A 13,471-nucleotide genomic window follows, 5' to 3' on the forward strand; every position below is an offset into this window, starting at 1 on the left:
CCCTGATGACATCGCTGCTGGAGTCCTTGCTGGCGGACTTCGATCACTGGTTCAGCCGCGGAGATGAGCTGCTCAGCCGATGTCCGGATTTGGTGATGTCGGCCGCTGAGCGGCAGCAGCTGGCGGAGCGACTGGAGGACGGCAGACGCCGTCTTGTCGCCACCCGGGCTCTGATGACCGCCACCGATCAACCGGTGGCGGTTTCTCTGGACGCCATGACCTCCTGGCACGGACTCGTCACCGAGGTCTGGAGTCTTTCGGCCCGGATCAGGCGCCGAGGTGACGTTTCAGGTCCCTGAGGTTGCTGCTGTAGAAGCGGGCCAGTTCCTGATGGCTCTTCACAGGTTGTCCGTAGGCGCTGCGGCCGGCCCTGGTGGGGAACGAGGCCCACTCCGGTGCGAGCTGCTCCATGGCCTTGGGGGTCAGACCGCTTCGATCGATCTCCTGGAGAGCGCCGCGGCGTTTGACCAGGTGAAGTGCTGCCTGATCCTGATGCTTCGGTTCAAAGCTGTTCAACTTCAGCTCCTTGGCCACCCCTTTCCATGTGGTCGGCAGGAACTGGTAGGCACCGGCGGCTGCGCTGGAGTAGCGCTTCTTCACCACCGTCTCGGGATGACGGGAGAGATCCTTGAACTTCCCACCGCCGTACATGATCTGGTAGCCCTGGTCTTCACCGTCCTTCCAGGTGCCCTCGGCGAAGCGGATCGTGTTCAGCAGGGCCCGGCGCTGCGGAGTGAGTTCGTAGGGACCGCTTTCCCTCACGTTGGCCAGGAGCGATCGGTTGGATGCGGCAGATGCGGATGATGGCTGCAGGGAAGCTGGCGAGAACGAGACCTTGGAGAGGGGTGCTCCGGAGCAGACCAGAAGAGACAGGCAGGCGACACTTGCCAGCAACGGACGACTGTTCTGTTGCAGATCTTCGAAGCGAAAAGTCCGCTGCACGCAGTGAAATCAAGTGGACAAACACCTTGTTGGACACGAGGCGGTTGCGCGAGATCGGCACTGGAGGGGTTGACGCTGACCTTGAAATATGTGTAGGCGAGTGGACGACGGCTCCGGGACTCGCGAGACTCGCCTGAGGGCGGCAGGTCCGGGGCTGTTGCGGGCGATATTCCGCGCAGTGTCGTCTTGGGCAGCTCTGATCAGGCCGGCTTATCAATGCTGCGGATCCCGATCAGCCCGGAGTCGCGAAGCCAAGGGCATCGCGCACCCTGGAGAGGGTTGCGTTGGCCACGCTTTCAGCCTTGTGCCGACCGTTCTTGAGCACCTGCTCAAGCTCCTTCCGGTCCTCCATCAGCAGGTGATAACGCGCTTGGATCGGCTCCAGCGCAGCCACGGTGGCCTCCGCCAGGAGTGGTTTGAACTGACCCCATCCCATGTCGGCGCATTCCGCCGCGGCCTGCTCCCGACCCTTGCCGCTGAGGATGGCGTAGAGGCTGAGGAGATTGTCTGTTTCCGGTCTCTCCGGGTTGCCGAATTCCAGGCCTCTCTCCGGGTCGGTCTTCGCCCGCTTGATCTTCTTGGTGATCAGCTCCGGTGAATCCAGCAGGGTGATGCGGCTGCCCTCGTTGGGGTCGCTCTTGCTCATCTTGCTGCGCCCGTCGGTAAGGCTCATCACCCGGGCCCCCTCCTTGAGGATCATCGGCTGGGGAACCTTGAGGACCGGATGGTCCTCACTGCCGAAGCGGGCATTGATGCGTTGCTGGGCGATGTCACGGGCCAGTTCCAGATGCTGCTTCTGGTCTTCACCAACCGGCACCAGATCGGCGTCGTAGAGAAGGATGTCCGCTGCCATCAGCACCGGATAGTCGAGCAGGCCGACGGAGACGTTGTCGCCCTGTTTTACCGCCTTCTCCTTGAACTGGATCATCCGTTCCAGCCAGTTCAGAGGGGTGACGCAATTGAGCAGCCAGCAGAGCTCGCTGTGGGCCGCCACCTGGCTCTGGATGAAGATGGCGCAGCGCTCCGGATCCATCCCGCAGGCCAGATACAGGGCAGCGGTGCCGAGGGAGTGCTCCGCGAGCTTCGCCGGGTCATGGGGGACGGTGATCGCGTGCAGATCAACCACACACACATAGGTGTCGTGGGTGTTCTGCAGATCGACCCAGTTACGGATCGCCCCCAGCCAGTTGCCCAGATGCAGGGCACCGGTTGGCTGGACACCGGAGAGAACCCGGGGGCGTGGCATCGATCAGGCCTCGGCTTCGGCGGTCTTGCTGGTCTCCTGGTCAGTGGACTCCTGGTCAGTGGACTCCTGGTCGGAGGACTCAACGGCCACCTCGCTCCCAGTCTCGGCCAGGGGCTCAGCCTCGGCATCCTGTGCGGTCTCCGTCTCCGTCTCTGGCTCCGGTGCAGGCTCCGGTTCCGGCTCTGGAGGCTGGGGCTTGGAGGGGCGGGCGAAGGGATCGGGACGGGACCCACGTCCACCGCCGCCGGAGCGCTCATCGTCGAAGCGACGACCGCGACCGCCGCCATCCTTCCCGCCGCCATCGCGCCGGCCACCCCGTGCTCCCTGGGAGCGTTGCTGCTCCACCAGTTCACCGAGCTGGCCGTCCTCGAGCATCTGGCCGAGGGTGCGCACTGCGAAGCCGAGCACCGCAACGGTGGAGCGCAGATTGAAGGCTTCCTGGAGCGCCCGCGCGGAGCGCATCTCGTTGTCGCTCAGGCGGATGCGGAAACCACCACCTTCGCGGTTCCCGCCGGATGGGCGGCCGCCCCGGTTGCCTCCACGGCCGCCTTCACCCCGGAAGACCTCACGGCCTCCGTCACCCTGACCTCCCTGCTGCTGGGGATCGCTGCCGTACGAATCGCTCATGGCCTGCGGCCTGGAATCAGGCGCAAGTGTGCCGCATCGTCGGTGTGCTGTCAGAAACCCAGCACAGCTTGTGTCGCTCGCGACTGCCTGCGCGCGCCAGCACCAGCATCGGCACCGCGGTGTCCCCGGCTTCGAACATCTCCCTGTAGCGACTCAGCAGATCCAGGTATCGCGTGGTGGTCCAGCCATGTCGGCAGGTGTCCTGACTGACCCAGAAGCCCTTGAGGGCGCGCTGGCAGTCTTCCGTCCCGAATTCGAGCCAGCAGCGCTGCTGGGCCTCAAGCGGGGAATCTCCCGTGCTCAGGAGCTCCCTGTACCGGATCAGTTCCGGGGCGTCGCCGCCGCCATCGGGTGGGAGCCAGCGTTGCAGCTGATCCAGTCGGATGCGCGACAGCCGCAGCCAGCAGCGGTCGTGCAGCAGAACCGGCAGTCTCCAGCTCCAGGAGCGCGCCTGGCGCACTTCCTCCAGCACCCCGGAGAGGGCCAGACGCTGGCGTGCGGTGAGGCTGCCCAGGCGATCGACGCTGATCGGCCCGTCAGCCATGGGTGCCGGTGTAGGTGATGCCCTCTTCCACGTAGTCCTTCGGTTCGAGATGAATCGTGCACCGCACAGGGCCGAAGCTCCGATCGAGGCGTTCCTCCACCCGCTCGGTGATGCTGTGCGCCGTGGCCAGGTCATCGGCCTCAACCACCATGTGCATGTCGATGAACACCTGCTGCCCAAGCACGCCGCGGCTGGCGATGTCGTGGCAGTTGATCACACCGGGCACCCCCATCGCCTCGGCGTGGATCGCCTCCGGGGCGATGGCGATGTGATCCACAAGCCAGGGCAGGGTGCGGCGCAGGACCTGCCAGCAGACCCGGATCAGTAGCAGCGCCATCGGGATCGCCAGTGCGATGTCCAGCCAGCTCACCTTCAGCCAGAGGGTTCCGGCCATGCCCACCAGCACGACCACGGTGGTCCACACGTCACTGGCGGCGTGCTGGGCATCCGCTTTGAGAAGGGCGCTGTCGAGCCGCCGCCCTTCGTTGTGCTCGTAACCGGCCAGAAGCAGATTGAGTCCGAGCACCAGCAGCAGCAGCAGCAGCTCCTGGCCCGTCACGCGGATGGCGGGCAGACCCTCCAGAACCCGTTCGCCAGACCTCAGCAGGATCTCCAGGGCCGTGAACAGGATGAATCCCGCGATGCCGAGGGCGCCGATCGCTTCGTACTTGTGATGTCCGTACGGGTGATCACGGTCGGGTCTGGGGTCGGAGAGGTTGTTCGTGATCAGACCGGTCAGGCTCGAGAGAGCGTCGGTGGCGCTGTGCATGGCATCGGCGATCACGGCGAGGGAGCCGCTGACCAGGCCGATGGTCAGCTTCAGCAGCGACATCGAGATGTTGAGGGCCAGGGCAACGGTGAGCACGCGCCGGACACTGTTGCGACGGTCGCCTCCGCGTCCCGTCACGATCCGTCCGTTACTGGTGGCCATGCATCAGCGCGTTCCGTCCCTTCACGGTATGGAGAACTCAGCGGTCTGACCGGTGTTCCTGGTCGCATGCTGGAGGTTGAGCTAAGACGACGATTGCCCCTGAGGTCTGCTGCGTGAATCCCCCGGTCCCGCTGGCGAAGCTTCTCCCGGTGCCCAAGGACCTCACCGGCAGGCTCGCTCTTGCTGGCGGTGGACTGTTTCTGGGGCAGTGGCTGCTCGGTGATCTGCTGCACGTCCCCGGTGGTGGCCTCGGCGTGTTGCTCACCGGCGCCGGGGTCTGGTGGCTCAGCCGCGGGTCGACGCCTCCCCGCTTTCAGGAACCTGCATCCCTTCAGGGCTGGATCGCCCGCTGCAGGGAGGTTCTGGATCAGTTCGAAACGCTGGAGCCCGACGGTGATGTCCGACGCCAGCAGCTCGATGCGGTGGTCCAGCGTTCGGGTCCGCAACGGCTGGCGCTGGTGTGCGTCGATCCGGCGACCTGCCCGCAGCAGGGGGAGCTCGAGCAGGCCCTGGCCGGTGCGGCCCCGCTGACGTTGTCCGTGGCGCGTCCCCTGGCCAGTGCGGAGGGGTCCAGAACCTGGCCGACGGTGCTTCAAGAACAGGAGCTGATCCTGTTCAGCCTTGCGGCACCGCTGCTTGCGGAGGACCTTCTCTGGATCCAGCAGTTGCCGGAGGATCAGCCGACGTGGCTGCTGGTGCGGAGCACGGCCGGGGAGAGTGATCGGCGCTGCAGCGAGTCCCTGCTGGCTCAGCTTCCCGCCCGCTGGGTGGATCGCGTGCTGGTCCAGCGGCCGGATGGCTTGCTACGGGATGTGCTTCAGCCCTTGCGCCGTCAGCTGGGAGCACCGATCCGCAACCTTCAGGACACCCGTCAGCGCCTGCTGAGGGACCTGCATCAGCAGTGGCAGGCTGACCTTGAGCGGGTCCGTCGCCGTCGCTTCCAGGCGCTGCAGCAGCGGACCCAGTGGATCGTGGCGGCTTCCGTGCTGGCATCCCCTCTGCCCAGCCTTGATCTGCTGGCGGTGGCGGTGGCCAACGGTCTGATGCTGCGTGAGATGGGCACGTTGTGGGGCACGGATCTGCAGCCTGATGTGTTGCGGGAGGCTGCCGGTCAGCTCGCCCGAGCCGCCCTTGCTCAGGGGGTGGTGGAGTGGAGCAGCCAGATGCTGCTGGGGCTGGCGAAGCTGGATGGCGGCAGCTGGCTGGTGGCGGGCACGATGCAGGCGATCAGCGCTGCCTACCTCACCCGCGTCGTGGGGCGTTCCATGGCGGACTGGCTGGCGTTGAATGCAGGGGTGGATGAACTGGATCTGGAGCGGCTCAAGCGGGAGGCGCCGGTTCTTGTGGCGAAGGCTGCCGAACAGGAACGATTGGACTGGGGAGGCTTCATGAAGCAATCCCAGCAGTGGCTGCTTCATACAACTTAATGACGTCTTCATAAAGTGCTTCATGAAGTTGAATTGAGACCTGCGTCGGAATATTTAATCGACGTGTAATAAGTGCGGTACTCCATAGGCTTTTCACAACCTTCCCTTCTTTCAGGGGGGTTGTTTCCGTCTTCATTTCTCTCTCATGTCCACCGCCATCCGCAGCGGACGCCAGAGCAACTGGGAAGCCTTCTGTCAGTGGGTGACCGACACCAACAACCGCGTTTACGTGGGTTGGTTCGGCGTGCTGATGATTCCCTGTCTTCTGGCAGCCACCATCTGCTTCATCATCGCCTTCATCGCCGCTCCCCCGGTTGATATCGACGGCATCCGCGAGCCTGTCGCCGGCTCCTTCCTCTATGGCAACAACATCATCTCCGGTGCTGTTGTTCCCTCTTCCAACGCCATCGGCCTGCACTTCTATCCCATCTGGGAAGCTGCATCCCTCGACGAGTGGCTGTACAACGGCGGCCCTTATCAGCTGGTCTGTTTCCACTTCCTGATCGGCATCTCCGCCTACATGGGTCGCCAGTGGGAACTTTCCTACCGCCTGGGCATGCGCCCCTGGATCTGCGTCGCCTACAGCGCTCCGCTGTCAGCTGCCTTCGCTGTGTTCCTGGTCTACCCCTTCGGTCAGGGTTCCTTCTCCGACGGCATGCCCCTGGGCATCTCCGGCACCTTCAACTTCATGCTGGTGTTCCAGGCCGAGCACAACATCCTGATGCACCCCTTCCACATGCTGGGCGTCGCAGGTGTGTTCGGTGGATCCCTGTTCTCCGCCATGCACGGCTCCCTGGTGACCTCCTCCCTGGTGCGTGAAACCACCGAGACCGAGTCCCAGAACTACGGCTACAAGTTCGGCCAAGAGGAAGAGACCTACAACATCGTGGCTGCCCACGGTTACTTCGGTCGCCTGATCTTCCAATACGCCTCCTTCAACAACAGCCGTAGCCTTCACTTCTTCCTGGCTGCCTGGCCTGTTGTCGGCATCTGGTTCACGTCCATGGGCGTGTCAACCATGGCCTTCAACCTGAACGGCTTCAACTTCAACCAGTCCATCCTTGATGGGCAGGGCCGCGTTGTGAACACCTGGGCCGACATGATCAACCGTGCCGGTCTCGGCATGGAAGTGATGCACGAGCGCAACGCTCATAACTTCCCCCTCGACCTGGCTGCTGTTGAGTCCACTCCTGTGGCTCTGCAGGCACCTGCCATCGGTTGATCTGGAATCAACCTGTTCCTTCTGGAACAGCCAAAACGATTCAGATCAACTGAATCGGAAAGCCCTCACCGCAAGGTGGGGGCTTTTTGTGTGCTGAAGCGCTTCTCCGTGGACCTCGATCTGGTGAGGGCATTTCTGGTTCCCGCCCTCATCAGACAGCTCTGAATCGGTCGATCCCCCCTCCTCTGGTGTCCCTGTTCAGGCGGCTTCGGGGCACCAGCCGATCTTCAGTTCCAGACGGGGCAGCCACTGATGGCAGCGGTGGTTGAGATGGTGGCCCTGAGGAATCGTGGAGGCGTGCAGCTCGCAGGCGGGGTGTGTGGTGCCGTCATCGTCTGTCTGATGCCGGAAGCACTGGCAGGTGATGCAGGTCATCAGTGACCGGCTGGGTCGCAGAACAGACCTCTCCATGGGGGGCGCCATGCTCGGCTCGAGTCAGTACATCTGTACTATAACGAGTCCGGTGCAGGTGTCGAGCTGCTGTTCAGCCTGTGATCGGTTCGGCCATGTCAGGGCCGACGAGTTCCGGGTCGAACAGTGTGGCGACGGTGATGTCCTGATCTCCGAAGAGCTGGGTGGATTGCCCCGGCACGAAGCCGATGTCGGTCCACGAGCAGGTGCTGCACTGGATGTCGCTGGCGCCGTTGTATCCCGGGATGCCGCTGTCGGGTTTTGTGGTGAACTCCGGCAGCTGGTTGGTCGAAGTAATCTCCGCTTCGGTGGACATCGCTTCGCCGGGGAAGTCTTCTGGCCTGCACTCGGTGAATGCATCACTCCAGAAGCCTTTCTTCTTGTCCATGGCGCGTTGCTGGAGCCTTTCCAGCTTCTTGAGTCTGGATGGGCTGATGTCTTCAAGGCGAGCCAGGTTCACCTGTGCATAGCCTCGCTTGATCAATTTCCTGGCGATATCTCCCTGGAAGATGACCTCCGATGTCGCATTGCCCTGATCATCCAGATCCTTGAGGTTGAGTTCAACGTCTGAGCCCTTCGGCAGCAGGCCGGTGAGGATGTCGCGAAAGCGCTCATCGCAGTTCCCGTTGGCACTGATGGCCGACGTGATGCCGGCGATCTGCACCTTTACCTTTCCGATAGTCTTGTCTTTGATGACGAATGTGTCACCGCTGATCACTCGTCTGACGGTGAATGTGTCCATGCTTATTGATGATTAATCGGAAGTGATGTCATCTCTTTGCTGACTGTAAACGATCAATTCTTGCCCTGACCAGCAGTTGAGTCGCAGCTGAGTAAGGCAGGAGACTTCAGGATGGGGGTCGGAGAATCGACCGATGACCGACCAGCCCCCCACGCTTCAGTTCGATCTGGATATCGCGGCCATTCGCCTGCTTCACCGCTCGGTGGAGTTCTATCTGCAGAAATGGCCTGGCGGACCCGATCCCGTGGAGCAGCAGGATCTGCAGCGTCTGCGGACCCTGTTGTATGCCGCATTGCTGGAGTTCTCCCTGGATCAGGAGGGTGAGCGCTGATCGGCGGCATGCCGTTTCTCAAGGCTTGTGACTGGTGGATGCTCTCCTGTCGCCGGAGGGCTTACAACGGTTTCAAGGCGCTGGGTTGTGATGGCGAACGAACAGGACGGCCCCGGAACAACCAGGACCTGGGATGCCGTGGATGCCTGGTTTGAGTGCATCACCCAATGTCCTGTGGATGGAGACGATGACTGCATCAGCAGCTGCATGCGCCACCATCTGGGGGATGAGCAGGAGCTGTGGCGCAGCAGTCTCTGCCTGTGACCGTCGGGCTGCTGCTGGTTGTGCTGGTTGTGCTGGTCTCCCTTCTGGGCTGGCGCTGGAATCAGCTGGAGGTGGCTCGGTCCAGCCGTGCCGGTCGCCGGATGGTGAAACGGATGCGCGGCAGGTCCGGCGGCCGGCGTCGGTTGCATCAGCGGGCGCTCTGAGCTGATCTCTTCTGTTGAAGATGCTGCAGCTCAGCGGGCGTTGAGCTGCGCTTCAGGGCTGTGTTTCTGTGCGGGAACCGCCCGAAGCTTCGGATGATTTCCCTGTGCCGCAAGGCCACGGCATGGGTTCGTGGATCTGTCCATCGTTCGAACAGGCTCAGCGCCTGGGTCTGCACCTCGAGGTCCTCGCTGTGAAGCCTCGGCATCAACCAGAACTGACGTCGGGCTCGCTGCTCTTCCTGCTGAAGCCAGCCATGCCTTTCGGCAAGCAGGCTGAGTTGGAGAGCCTGGCTGTCTCCGGCATAGGCCGCCGCCTTGCCGCGCCAGATGTGCCTTGGGAACTGATCGAGCAGGAGCACGAGGGCCAGGGCTGTCTTTGGTCCCCGATGCCAGTCCTGGCAGTCTCCGTCGATCGCCTGCTGCACCGCGGTACCGAACCGGCTGCGGATGACGCTGTCCATCCCCGGATCTGCTTGGAACCACTGGATCGGACGACACTCCTGAAACCAGAAGTTCAGGATCGCGTCGGCCTGAACCGGGGCGTCGGAGGCCAATCCGAGCTCAGGCGGAGGGCAGCCGGCACCCCAGCTGAATGCTGCCCTCGTCCATCAGTCGCCCGAGCCGCTGGGCCACCGCCTCCTCCGTGCGGTTGAAGTCATCCTGATGACACGTCACCCAGGCCACCTCCCCTTTGGTGATCACGCCGGAGGCCATGGCTTCCAGGAACAGTTCGCCGAGGCTCATCAACCTGTTGCAGGTGCATGCAGGTTCGACATGGCGGTGCATGACTGCAGCGTCTGCTCACCTTTCTTCATGCCTGGGGCCAGTAGCCCCAGGCCAGTTTCCTGGAACAGACAATTCCGAAGAATTCCGTTGGGTAGGCATCAATGATTTCCCTGCAATCCTCGCGTCGGAAAATCATCAGACTTTCCAGGTTGTTGTGTGCTCCCCAGGAGCAGTTGTAGGTGCCAACGATCAGGCTCAGTTCCCCGTTCTGGTTGTGACGGAAGGGACGACCGCGACCGATGAAGAATTTGTGGTGCAACAGCCCCAGATCGCTTCCTGACTGCTTGCAGTCGCGGAACTCCAGTTCGATGTCCCGCGCCCTTGTGATGCCCCGGTTGATGATGCGGCTCTCCTCCAGGGTCCGTGACGAGGTCACTTCCCCGTCCTTTGTGCTTTCCACCTCCCGGATGTCGATCCGCACGGTGGTCTCGATCTCGGTGTTCTTCCCTTTGCCCTCGAACTTCCGTGGTCGTCCCATGGAGGCTTCGCGTTCTGTTCCGGTTCTATTTCTGAGAACGGGAACGGGTGGTGCTGACGCATTCTTCAGCGGGTTCCAAGACAACGCTCAGCTGCTGTGAGCCGGTTCTGGAGAGAGTGAGTCGGTTCCCTGTGGATGGGGCGTGAGCCGCCGCCAGCCCAGAGCCGAATCCCTGCTTCGCCTGCGCGATGCCGGCATCTGGATTCTCTATCCGTGGCTGCTGTTGAGAGTTCTGATCTATCTGCCCTGCTGGTTGATCGGACTCTGGCTGGCCTTTGCGCTGATGCTTCTGTGTTGGTCTCTGTTTCTCATCAAGCTTCAGTCGTCGCGTCATCTGTTCCAGTTCGTGATCACGCCTTGGCTGTTCCCTGATTGAGAGCTGTTCCCTGATTGAGAGCTGTTCCCTGATTGAGAGCTGTTCCCTTGATGGCCTGGCGGATCTGATCCTGCAGGCCCCCGCGGCTGGGATCCAGTGGATGCAGGGCTTCAAAGCCTTCCGACAGCGTCGGACAGGCCTGCGGGTCTGAAAGTGGGGCGGCGAACCGACGGATAACCTCCTCCGGCACCTGGCGGGTTCGGCGTCGATTCCAGACCAGACAGATGCTGAGCGGCGTCTGCATCCACCAACCCACCCAGCGCACCTCGGCAGGCAGGCCGGATGCGTGGATCAACCGCCGCCTCCAGCGGCGGCGGGCGTGGGTGGCATCGATCAAAACGGGTCGCCCGGCTTCGACGGACTCCCGGATCCTGCAGTGCAGCACGCGTTCGAGGACGGGCCAGGGACCCTGAATCGACGCATCTCCCCACAGCTCCTCACGCAGCACATCCGTTGACAGAACCAGGGCCTGCAGCTGTGCTGCCAGCTCTTGAGCGGTGGTGGATTTGCCGCTGGCCGGAGGGCCGATCAGCATGTGGCAATGCAGGGGCTTCAGTCCGGAAGAAGGTCGGATGAAAGAACAGCTGCGAGGTAGGCAGCCATTTCGGATTCCGGTTTCAGATTGAAGCGTTCAGCAGCCTGTTCATTGAGCCACTGCTCGGCTTCAGCATCGCGATCGTCGATCCATGCGATGACTTTGTCGAGTTCGTGGTCCATCAGAACAAGCGGAGTTAAATCATCATGCCTTGATTTTCACTTTGATGCGGTCACTGTCAAGACACGAATCGTTTGTAGATCCAGCGCACGAATGGCCCCAGAACAGGGACAGGGCCGAAGGTCGGACCCACGAAATCGAAGTAATCCCTGTGATTGGTGATGCGTCCATCGCTCCCGAAAACGAGCCTTGTTGCACCCGGGTAGATGAATTCGATCCCTTTGATCTTCAGGCCCATGCGCCATTCCACGAAAGCCACTTCATCGTTGAGAGCCACGCTTTCTGTTTCCAGGAACACATCGTCGCACCGCTTCATCAGACCATCCTGGGCGCGGATGTATGCATCGATACCTTTTTGTTCCTGAGTTGGGTCGATGAACAGAACGTCTTCGGCGTAGACCGCTTTCCATTGCTCCGGGGTGGGGCCGGGAGTTCCGTAAGGCTTGCTGAACAGTCGACGCAGGTCGTCACTGTTGAGGGGAGGCATCAGCATGATTCAGAACTCGATTCCGACTTGACCGTTGACGGTGTTGTCGATCTCCGGCTTGGCGATGCTGTTGTAAGTGGAGAGGAATTGCAAGGAAGTGAACATGCCGCTGGTGATGGACGGGAAATATTTGATGGTGGCGCCGAAGCTGTTGGTGGGTTTCAACTCTGAGGCTGCAAGGGCTGAGAAGTTGTTGTCGAGACTGATGCGGAAGGATGGATTCGGTGTCCAGTCCAGCTCTGTGGTGAAGCTGGCTCCGGGGTAGGTCCGGCCACAGGCTGAGTCGGTGTCACAGTCGCTCCCTCCGTTACCCCATTGAAAGGAGGGGCCGAGAGAAAGCGTCAGCTGGGTGGATGGGGTGTTGATCAGTGGAACTCCGAGCCCGATGGCCCCTTTCACCGTGTTGACGCTGGCCTCGTTCGTGCCGTTGTAGACGTAGTCGGCCAATGTGACCAGCGAGAGGCCTCGGCTGAGTCTTCGGTCGTAGCGAACGGTCGCGGAGCCCTTGTTCGTCTGCACCTTGAAGGGCTCATTCCCGTCCCGGGTGGTGTTGTAGTTGTATCCCCCTTTCAGGCTGAGTTTGTCGCCGTCTTTTTTGTAAGTCGATGTTGCTGCGAATGTGGCCGTGACGTCGTCATCCCCATCCTTTTTGTTCCCGATGACTCCTGCGGAGATCGAGGATTTCCAGGCAGGGGGTGTCGGCTCGGGTCGGATGGCATCCCGGCTCACTTCCAGTCGGCCGAGCTGAGGATGTATCACCACCTTCCGCTCTTCCGAGCTCTCATCCGGCACCAATTCAGCGTTGATGGTGTCGCCGTTCTTCAGGGTGAGTCGAATGGTTTCAGCCTTGACGGCCCCTCCTTCGGGCAGCGTCAGAAACAGCGCCAGAAACAGTGGGGCTGCAAGGGCGTGATGAATGGCCATCAACTGAAGAATCCCTTGGACTGGAGCCATAGCCCGATGGCGATCACTGGTCCAAAACCAGCGACCAAAAGGGTGATCTTCAGTCGTAGCGGAGAGACTTGATTCTTGTTCTGCCGCAACGGCATGGCGACCGATCGAATGAGTCGGTCGATTATCTCCCCGGCGGGCCGAAAACCTGAGCTGGCGTGTGCGGGCGGAGAGGTGAAACCTGTGCTCTCTTGAACATCACACGCGTTGGCCATTGCTCTATAACGGTTCTGTAGCAACCGCTACACAACGTTCACTCCGCTACACAGCGGAGCGCAGTTCGACCGGCGCCATGGAACGGGGACGCCGGCCAATCTCGGACGCGACCCATGACCACGCTTCTTTATCGCGGCCAGGCTTACGAGCAGGCCGTATCAGTTCAATCCCAGCAGCTCCGTTACGACCGCGGCGTGTACGGCGCCCGTCAGGACGAGGCTCGCTCCTCCCTCACGCTCACCTACCGAGGGTGTGGATACAGCGCCAGCAACGGCCCTGCCGATCAGAAGTCAGGCAACTTCCGCTACCGCGGGGTCTCCTACAGCCTCTGATCTCGGTCTCAGAGCTCGAACTCCTCTTCAAATTCCACAATCAGGCCCTTGTAAAGCGCGAGGAGGCCTTCGGTCTCCTCGCAGAACCCGTCTGTGGTGTATTTGGCCACGAGGTTCACAACGGCTGAACGAATCTGCCCGAAGGCTTCCAGATATTCACCCTGGATGTCGTCGTCCCGGATGTCATGGATCAGAGCCATGATCAGTTCGATCTTGCGCTTAGCGGCGGCCATCTCGGCCTCCATCTCCTTGCTGAGCTTGCGGCGCTTCCTCGGCATC

Annotated in this window: 23 protein-coding genes; 8 read left to right on the plus strand and 15 right to left on the minus strand. The window is 61.8% G+C overall.

The features are described from left to right. The first annotated feature begins 5 nt into the window (after positions 1–5). A complete protein-coding gene (locus tag SynA15127_RS05265; protein ID WP_186485292.1) occupies positions 6–299 on the plus strand; it encodes a DUF2605 domain-containing protein in 294 nt (97 codons plus the stop codon). Here SynA15127_RS05265 and SynA15127_RS05270 read toward each other — a convergent pair. The 5 genes from SynA15127_RS05270 to SynA15127_RS05290 form a co-directional block, all read right to left on the minus strand. Further along, positions 268–942: a glycoside hydrolase family 104 protein gene (locus tag SynA15127_RS05270; protein WP_255475592.1), complete on the minus strand. Its 675-nt coding sequence runs from the start codon at positions 940–942 to the stop codon at positions 268–270. The genes SynA15127_RS05265 and SynA15127_RS05270 overlap by 32 nt on opposite strands. Before the next feature lie 232 nt (positions 943–1,174). Further along, the gene (gene trpS, locus SynA15127_RS05275; RefSeq protein ID WP_186485293.1) at positions 1,175–2,188 is read right to left on the minus strand and encodes a tryptophan--tRNA ligase; all 1,014 of its coding nucleotides are present in this window, start codon (positions 2,186–2,188) and stop codon (positions 1,175–1,177) included. 3 nt (positions 2,189–2,191) lie between these two features. After that, positions 2,192–2,815 carry a hypothetical protein gene (locus SynA15127_RS05280; protein WP_186485294.1) on the minus strand — a complete coding sequence of 208 codons (624 nt, stop codon included), beginning with the start codon at positions 2,813–2,815 and terminating at the stop codon, positions 2,192–2,194. A gap of 16 nt (positions 2,816–2,831) precedes the next feature. Next, complete coding sequence (locus tag SynA15127_RS05285; RefSeq protein ID WP_186485295.1) at positions 2,832–3,359, minus strand: hypothetical protein; 528 nt, start codon at positions 3,357–3,359, stop codon at positions 2,832–2,834. After that, complete coding sequence (locus tag SynA15127_RS05290) at positions 3,352–4,290, minus strand: cation diffusion facilitator family transporter (protein ID WP_186485296.1); 939 nt, start codon at positions 4,288–4,290, stop codon at positions 3,352–3,354. The genes SynA15127_RS05285 and SynA15127_RS05290 overlap by 8 nt, the downstream gene beginning before the upstream one ends. A gap of 113 nt (positions 4,291–4,403) precedes the next feature. Here SynA15127_RS05290 and SynA15127_RS05295 point away from each other — a divergent pair, with 113 nt between their 5' ends. Together SynA15127_RS05295 and psbA are read left to right on the plus strand one after the other, a co-directional pair. Next, positions 4,404–5,717 (plus strand): YcjF family protein, encoded by a 1,314-nt coding sequence (locus SynA15127_RS05295; RefSeq protein WP_186485297.1) that lies wholly within the window; start codon positions 4,404–4,406, stop codon positions 5,715–5,717. Between the two features lie 145 nt (positions 5,718–5,862). Continuing rightward, complete coding sequence (gene psbA / locus SynA15127_RS05300; RefSeq protein ID WP_186485298.1) at positions 5,863–6,939, plus strand: photosystem II q(b) protein; 1,077 nt, start codon at positions 5,863–5,865, stop codon at positions 6,937–6,939. 198 nt (positions 6,940–7,137) lie between these two features. On the opposite strand, the gene SynA15127_RS05305 is transcribed toward psbA, so the two are convergent. Together SynA15127_RS05305 and SynA15127_RS05310 are read right to left on the minus strand one after the other, a co-directional pair. Beyond that, positions 7,138–7,362, minus strand: a complete 225-nt coding sequence (locus SynA15127_RS05305; protein ID WP_043690628.1) for a hypothetical protein — start codon at positions 7,360–7,362, stop codon at positions 7,138–7,140. A gap of 61 nt (positions 7,363–7,423) precedes the next feature. Beyond that, on the minus strand, positions 7,424–8,014 hold the full coding sequence (locus tag SynA15127_RS05310) for a thermonuclease family protein (RefSeq protein ID WP_186485299.1): 591 nt from the start codon (positions 8,012–8,014) through the stop codon (positions 7,424–7,426). A 211-nt stretch (positions 8,015–8,225) separates the two neighbouring features. Between SynA15127_RS05310 and SynA15127_RS05315 the strand changes: the two genes are divergently transcribed. The 3 genes from SynA15127_RS05315 to SynA15127_RS05325 all read left to right on the plus strand — a co-directional run bounded on the left by SynA15127_RS05315 (position 8,226) and on the right by SynA15127_RS05325 (position 8,851). Further along, entirely contained in the window at positions 8,226–8,423 is a 198-nt protein-coding gene (locus SynA15127_RS05315) for a hypothetical protein (protein ID WP_186485300.1), read from the plus strand. Positions 8,424–8,513: 90 nt separating this feature from the next. Beyond that, complete coding sequence (locus tag SynA15127_RS05320; RefSeq protein ID WP_186485301.1) at positions 8,514–8,687, plus strand: hypothetical protein; 174 nt, start codon at positions 8,514–8,516, stop codon at positions 8,685–8,687. Then, complete coding sequence (locus SynA15127_RS05325; protein WP_186485302.1) at positions 8,663–8,851, plus strand: hypothetical protein; 189 nt, start codon at positions 8,663–8,665, stop codon at positions 8,849–8,851. The genes SynA15127_RS05320 and SynA15127_RS05325 overlap by 25 nt, the downstream gene beginning before the upstream one ends. On the opposite strand, the gene SynA15127_RS05330 is transcribed toward SynA15127_RS05325, so the two are convergent. Genes SynA15127_RS05330 through SynA15127_RS05340 form a run of 3 tightly spaced genes read right to left on the minus strand, consistent with a single transcriptional unit; the run spans position 8,836 to position 10,115 of the window. Then, positions 8,836–9,405, minus strand: coding sequence for a DUF924 family protein (locus SynA15127_RS05330; protein WP_186485303.1), 570 nt, complete (start codon positions 9,403–9,405; stop codon positions 8,836–8,838). The two genes, SynA15127_RS05325 and SynA15127_RS05330, sit on opposite strands and share 16 nt — an antisense overlap. Positions 9,406–9,412: 7 nt before the next feature. After that, on the minus strand, positions 9,413–9,637 hold the full coding sequence (locus SynA15127_RS05335; RefSeq protein WP_255475593.1) for a hypothetical protein: 225 nt from the start codon (positions 9,635–9,637) through the stop codon (positions 9,413–9,415). Between the two features lie 25 nt (positions 9,638–9,662). Next, positions 9,663–10,115 (minus strand): hypothetical protein, encoded by a 453-nt coding sequence (locus SynA15127_RS05340; protein ID WP_186485304.1) that lies wholly within the window; start codon positions 10,113–10,115, stop codon positions 9,663–9,665. A 142-nt stretch (positions 10,116–10,257) separates the two neighbouring features. Here SynA15127_RS05340 and SynA15127_RS05345 point away from each other — a divergent pair, with 142 nt between their 5' ends. Beyond that, positions 10,258–10,491 (plus strand): hypothetical protein, encoded by a 234-nt coding sequence (locus SynA15127_RS05345; RefSeq protein ID WP_186485305.1) that lies wholly within the window; start codon positions 10,258–10,260, stop codon positions 10,489–10,491. Here SynA15127_RS05345 and SynA15127_RS05350 read toward each other — a convergent pair. From SynA15127_RS05350 to SynA15127_RS05365, 4 genes are read right to left on the minus strand one after another with little or no spacing between them, the layout of a single operon-like run. Next, complete coding sequence (locus SynA15127_RS05350) at positions 10,466–11,026, minus strand: ATP-binding protein (protein ID WP_186485306.1); 561 nt, start codon at positions 11,024–11,026, stop codon at positions 10,466–10,468. The genes SynA15127_RS05345 and SynA15127_RS05350 overlap by 26 nt on opposite strands. Positions 11,027–11,043: 17 nt before the next feature. Beyond that, the gene (locus tag SynA15127_RS05355) at positions 11,044–11,208 is read right to left on the minus strand and encodes a hypothetical protein (RefSeq protein ID WP_156957051.1); all 165 of its coding nucleotides are present in this window, start codon (positions 11,206–11,208) and stop codon (positions 11,044–11,046) included. 56 nt (positions 11,209–11,264) lie between these two features. After that, complete coding sequence (locus SynA15127_RS05360; protein WP_186485307.1) at positions 11,265–11,699, minus strand: nuclear transport factor 2 family protein; 435 nt, start codon at positions 11,697–11,699, stop codon at positions 11,265–11,267. Between the two features lie 3 nt (positions 11,700–11,702). Further along, complete coding sequence (locus tag SynA15127_RS05365; protein WP_186485308.1) at positions 11,703–12,647, minus strand: DUF481 domain-containing protein; 945 nt, start codon at positions 12,645–12,647, stop codon at positions 11,703–11,705. Between the two features lie 326 nt (positions 12,648–12,973). On the opposite strand from SynA15127_RS05365, the gene SynA15127_RS13500 reads away from it, so the two are divergent. Beyond that, on the plus strand, positions 12,974–13,192 hold the full coding sequence (locus SynA15127_RS13500; protein ID WP_186485309.1) for a DUF4278 domain-containing protein: 219 nt from the start codon (positions 12,974–12,976) through the stop codon (positions 13,190–13,192). An 8-nt stretch (positions 13,193–13,200) separates the two neighbouring features. Here SynA15127_RS13500 and SynA15127_RS05375 read toward each other — a convergent pair whose 3' ends face one another. Then, a complete protein-coding gene (locus tag SynA15127_RS05375) occupies positions 13,201–13,470 on the minus strand; it encodes a hypothetical protein (RefSeq protein ID WP_043690650.1) in 270 nt (89 codons plus the stop codon). Position 13,471 lies beyond the last annotated feature (1 nt).

It is taken from the genome of Synechococcus sp. A15-127 (genome assembly GCF_014280215.1).
Taxonomy (GTDB): domain Bacteria; phylum Cyanobacteriota; class Cyanobacteriia; order PCC-6307; family Cyanobiaceae; genus Parasynechococcus.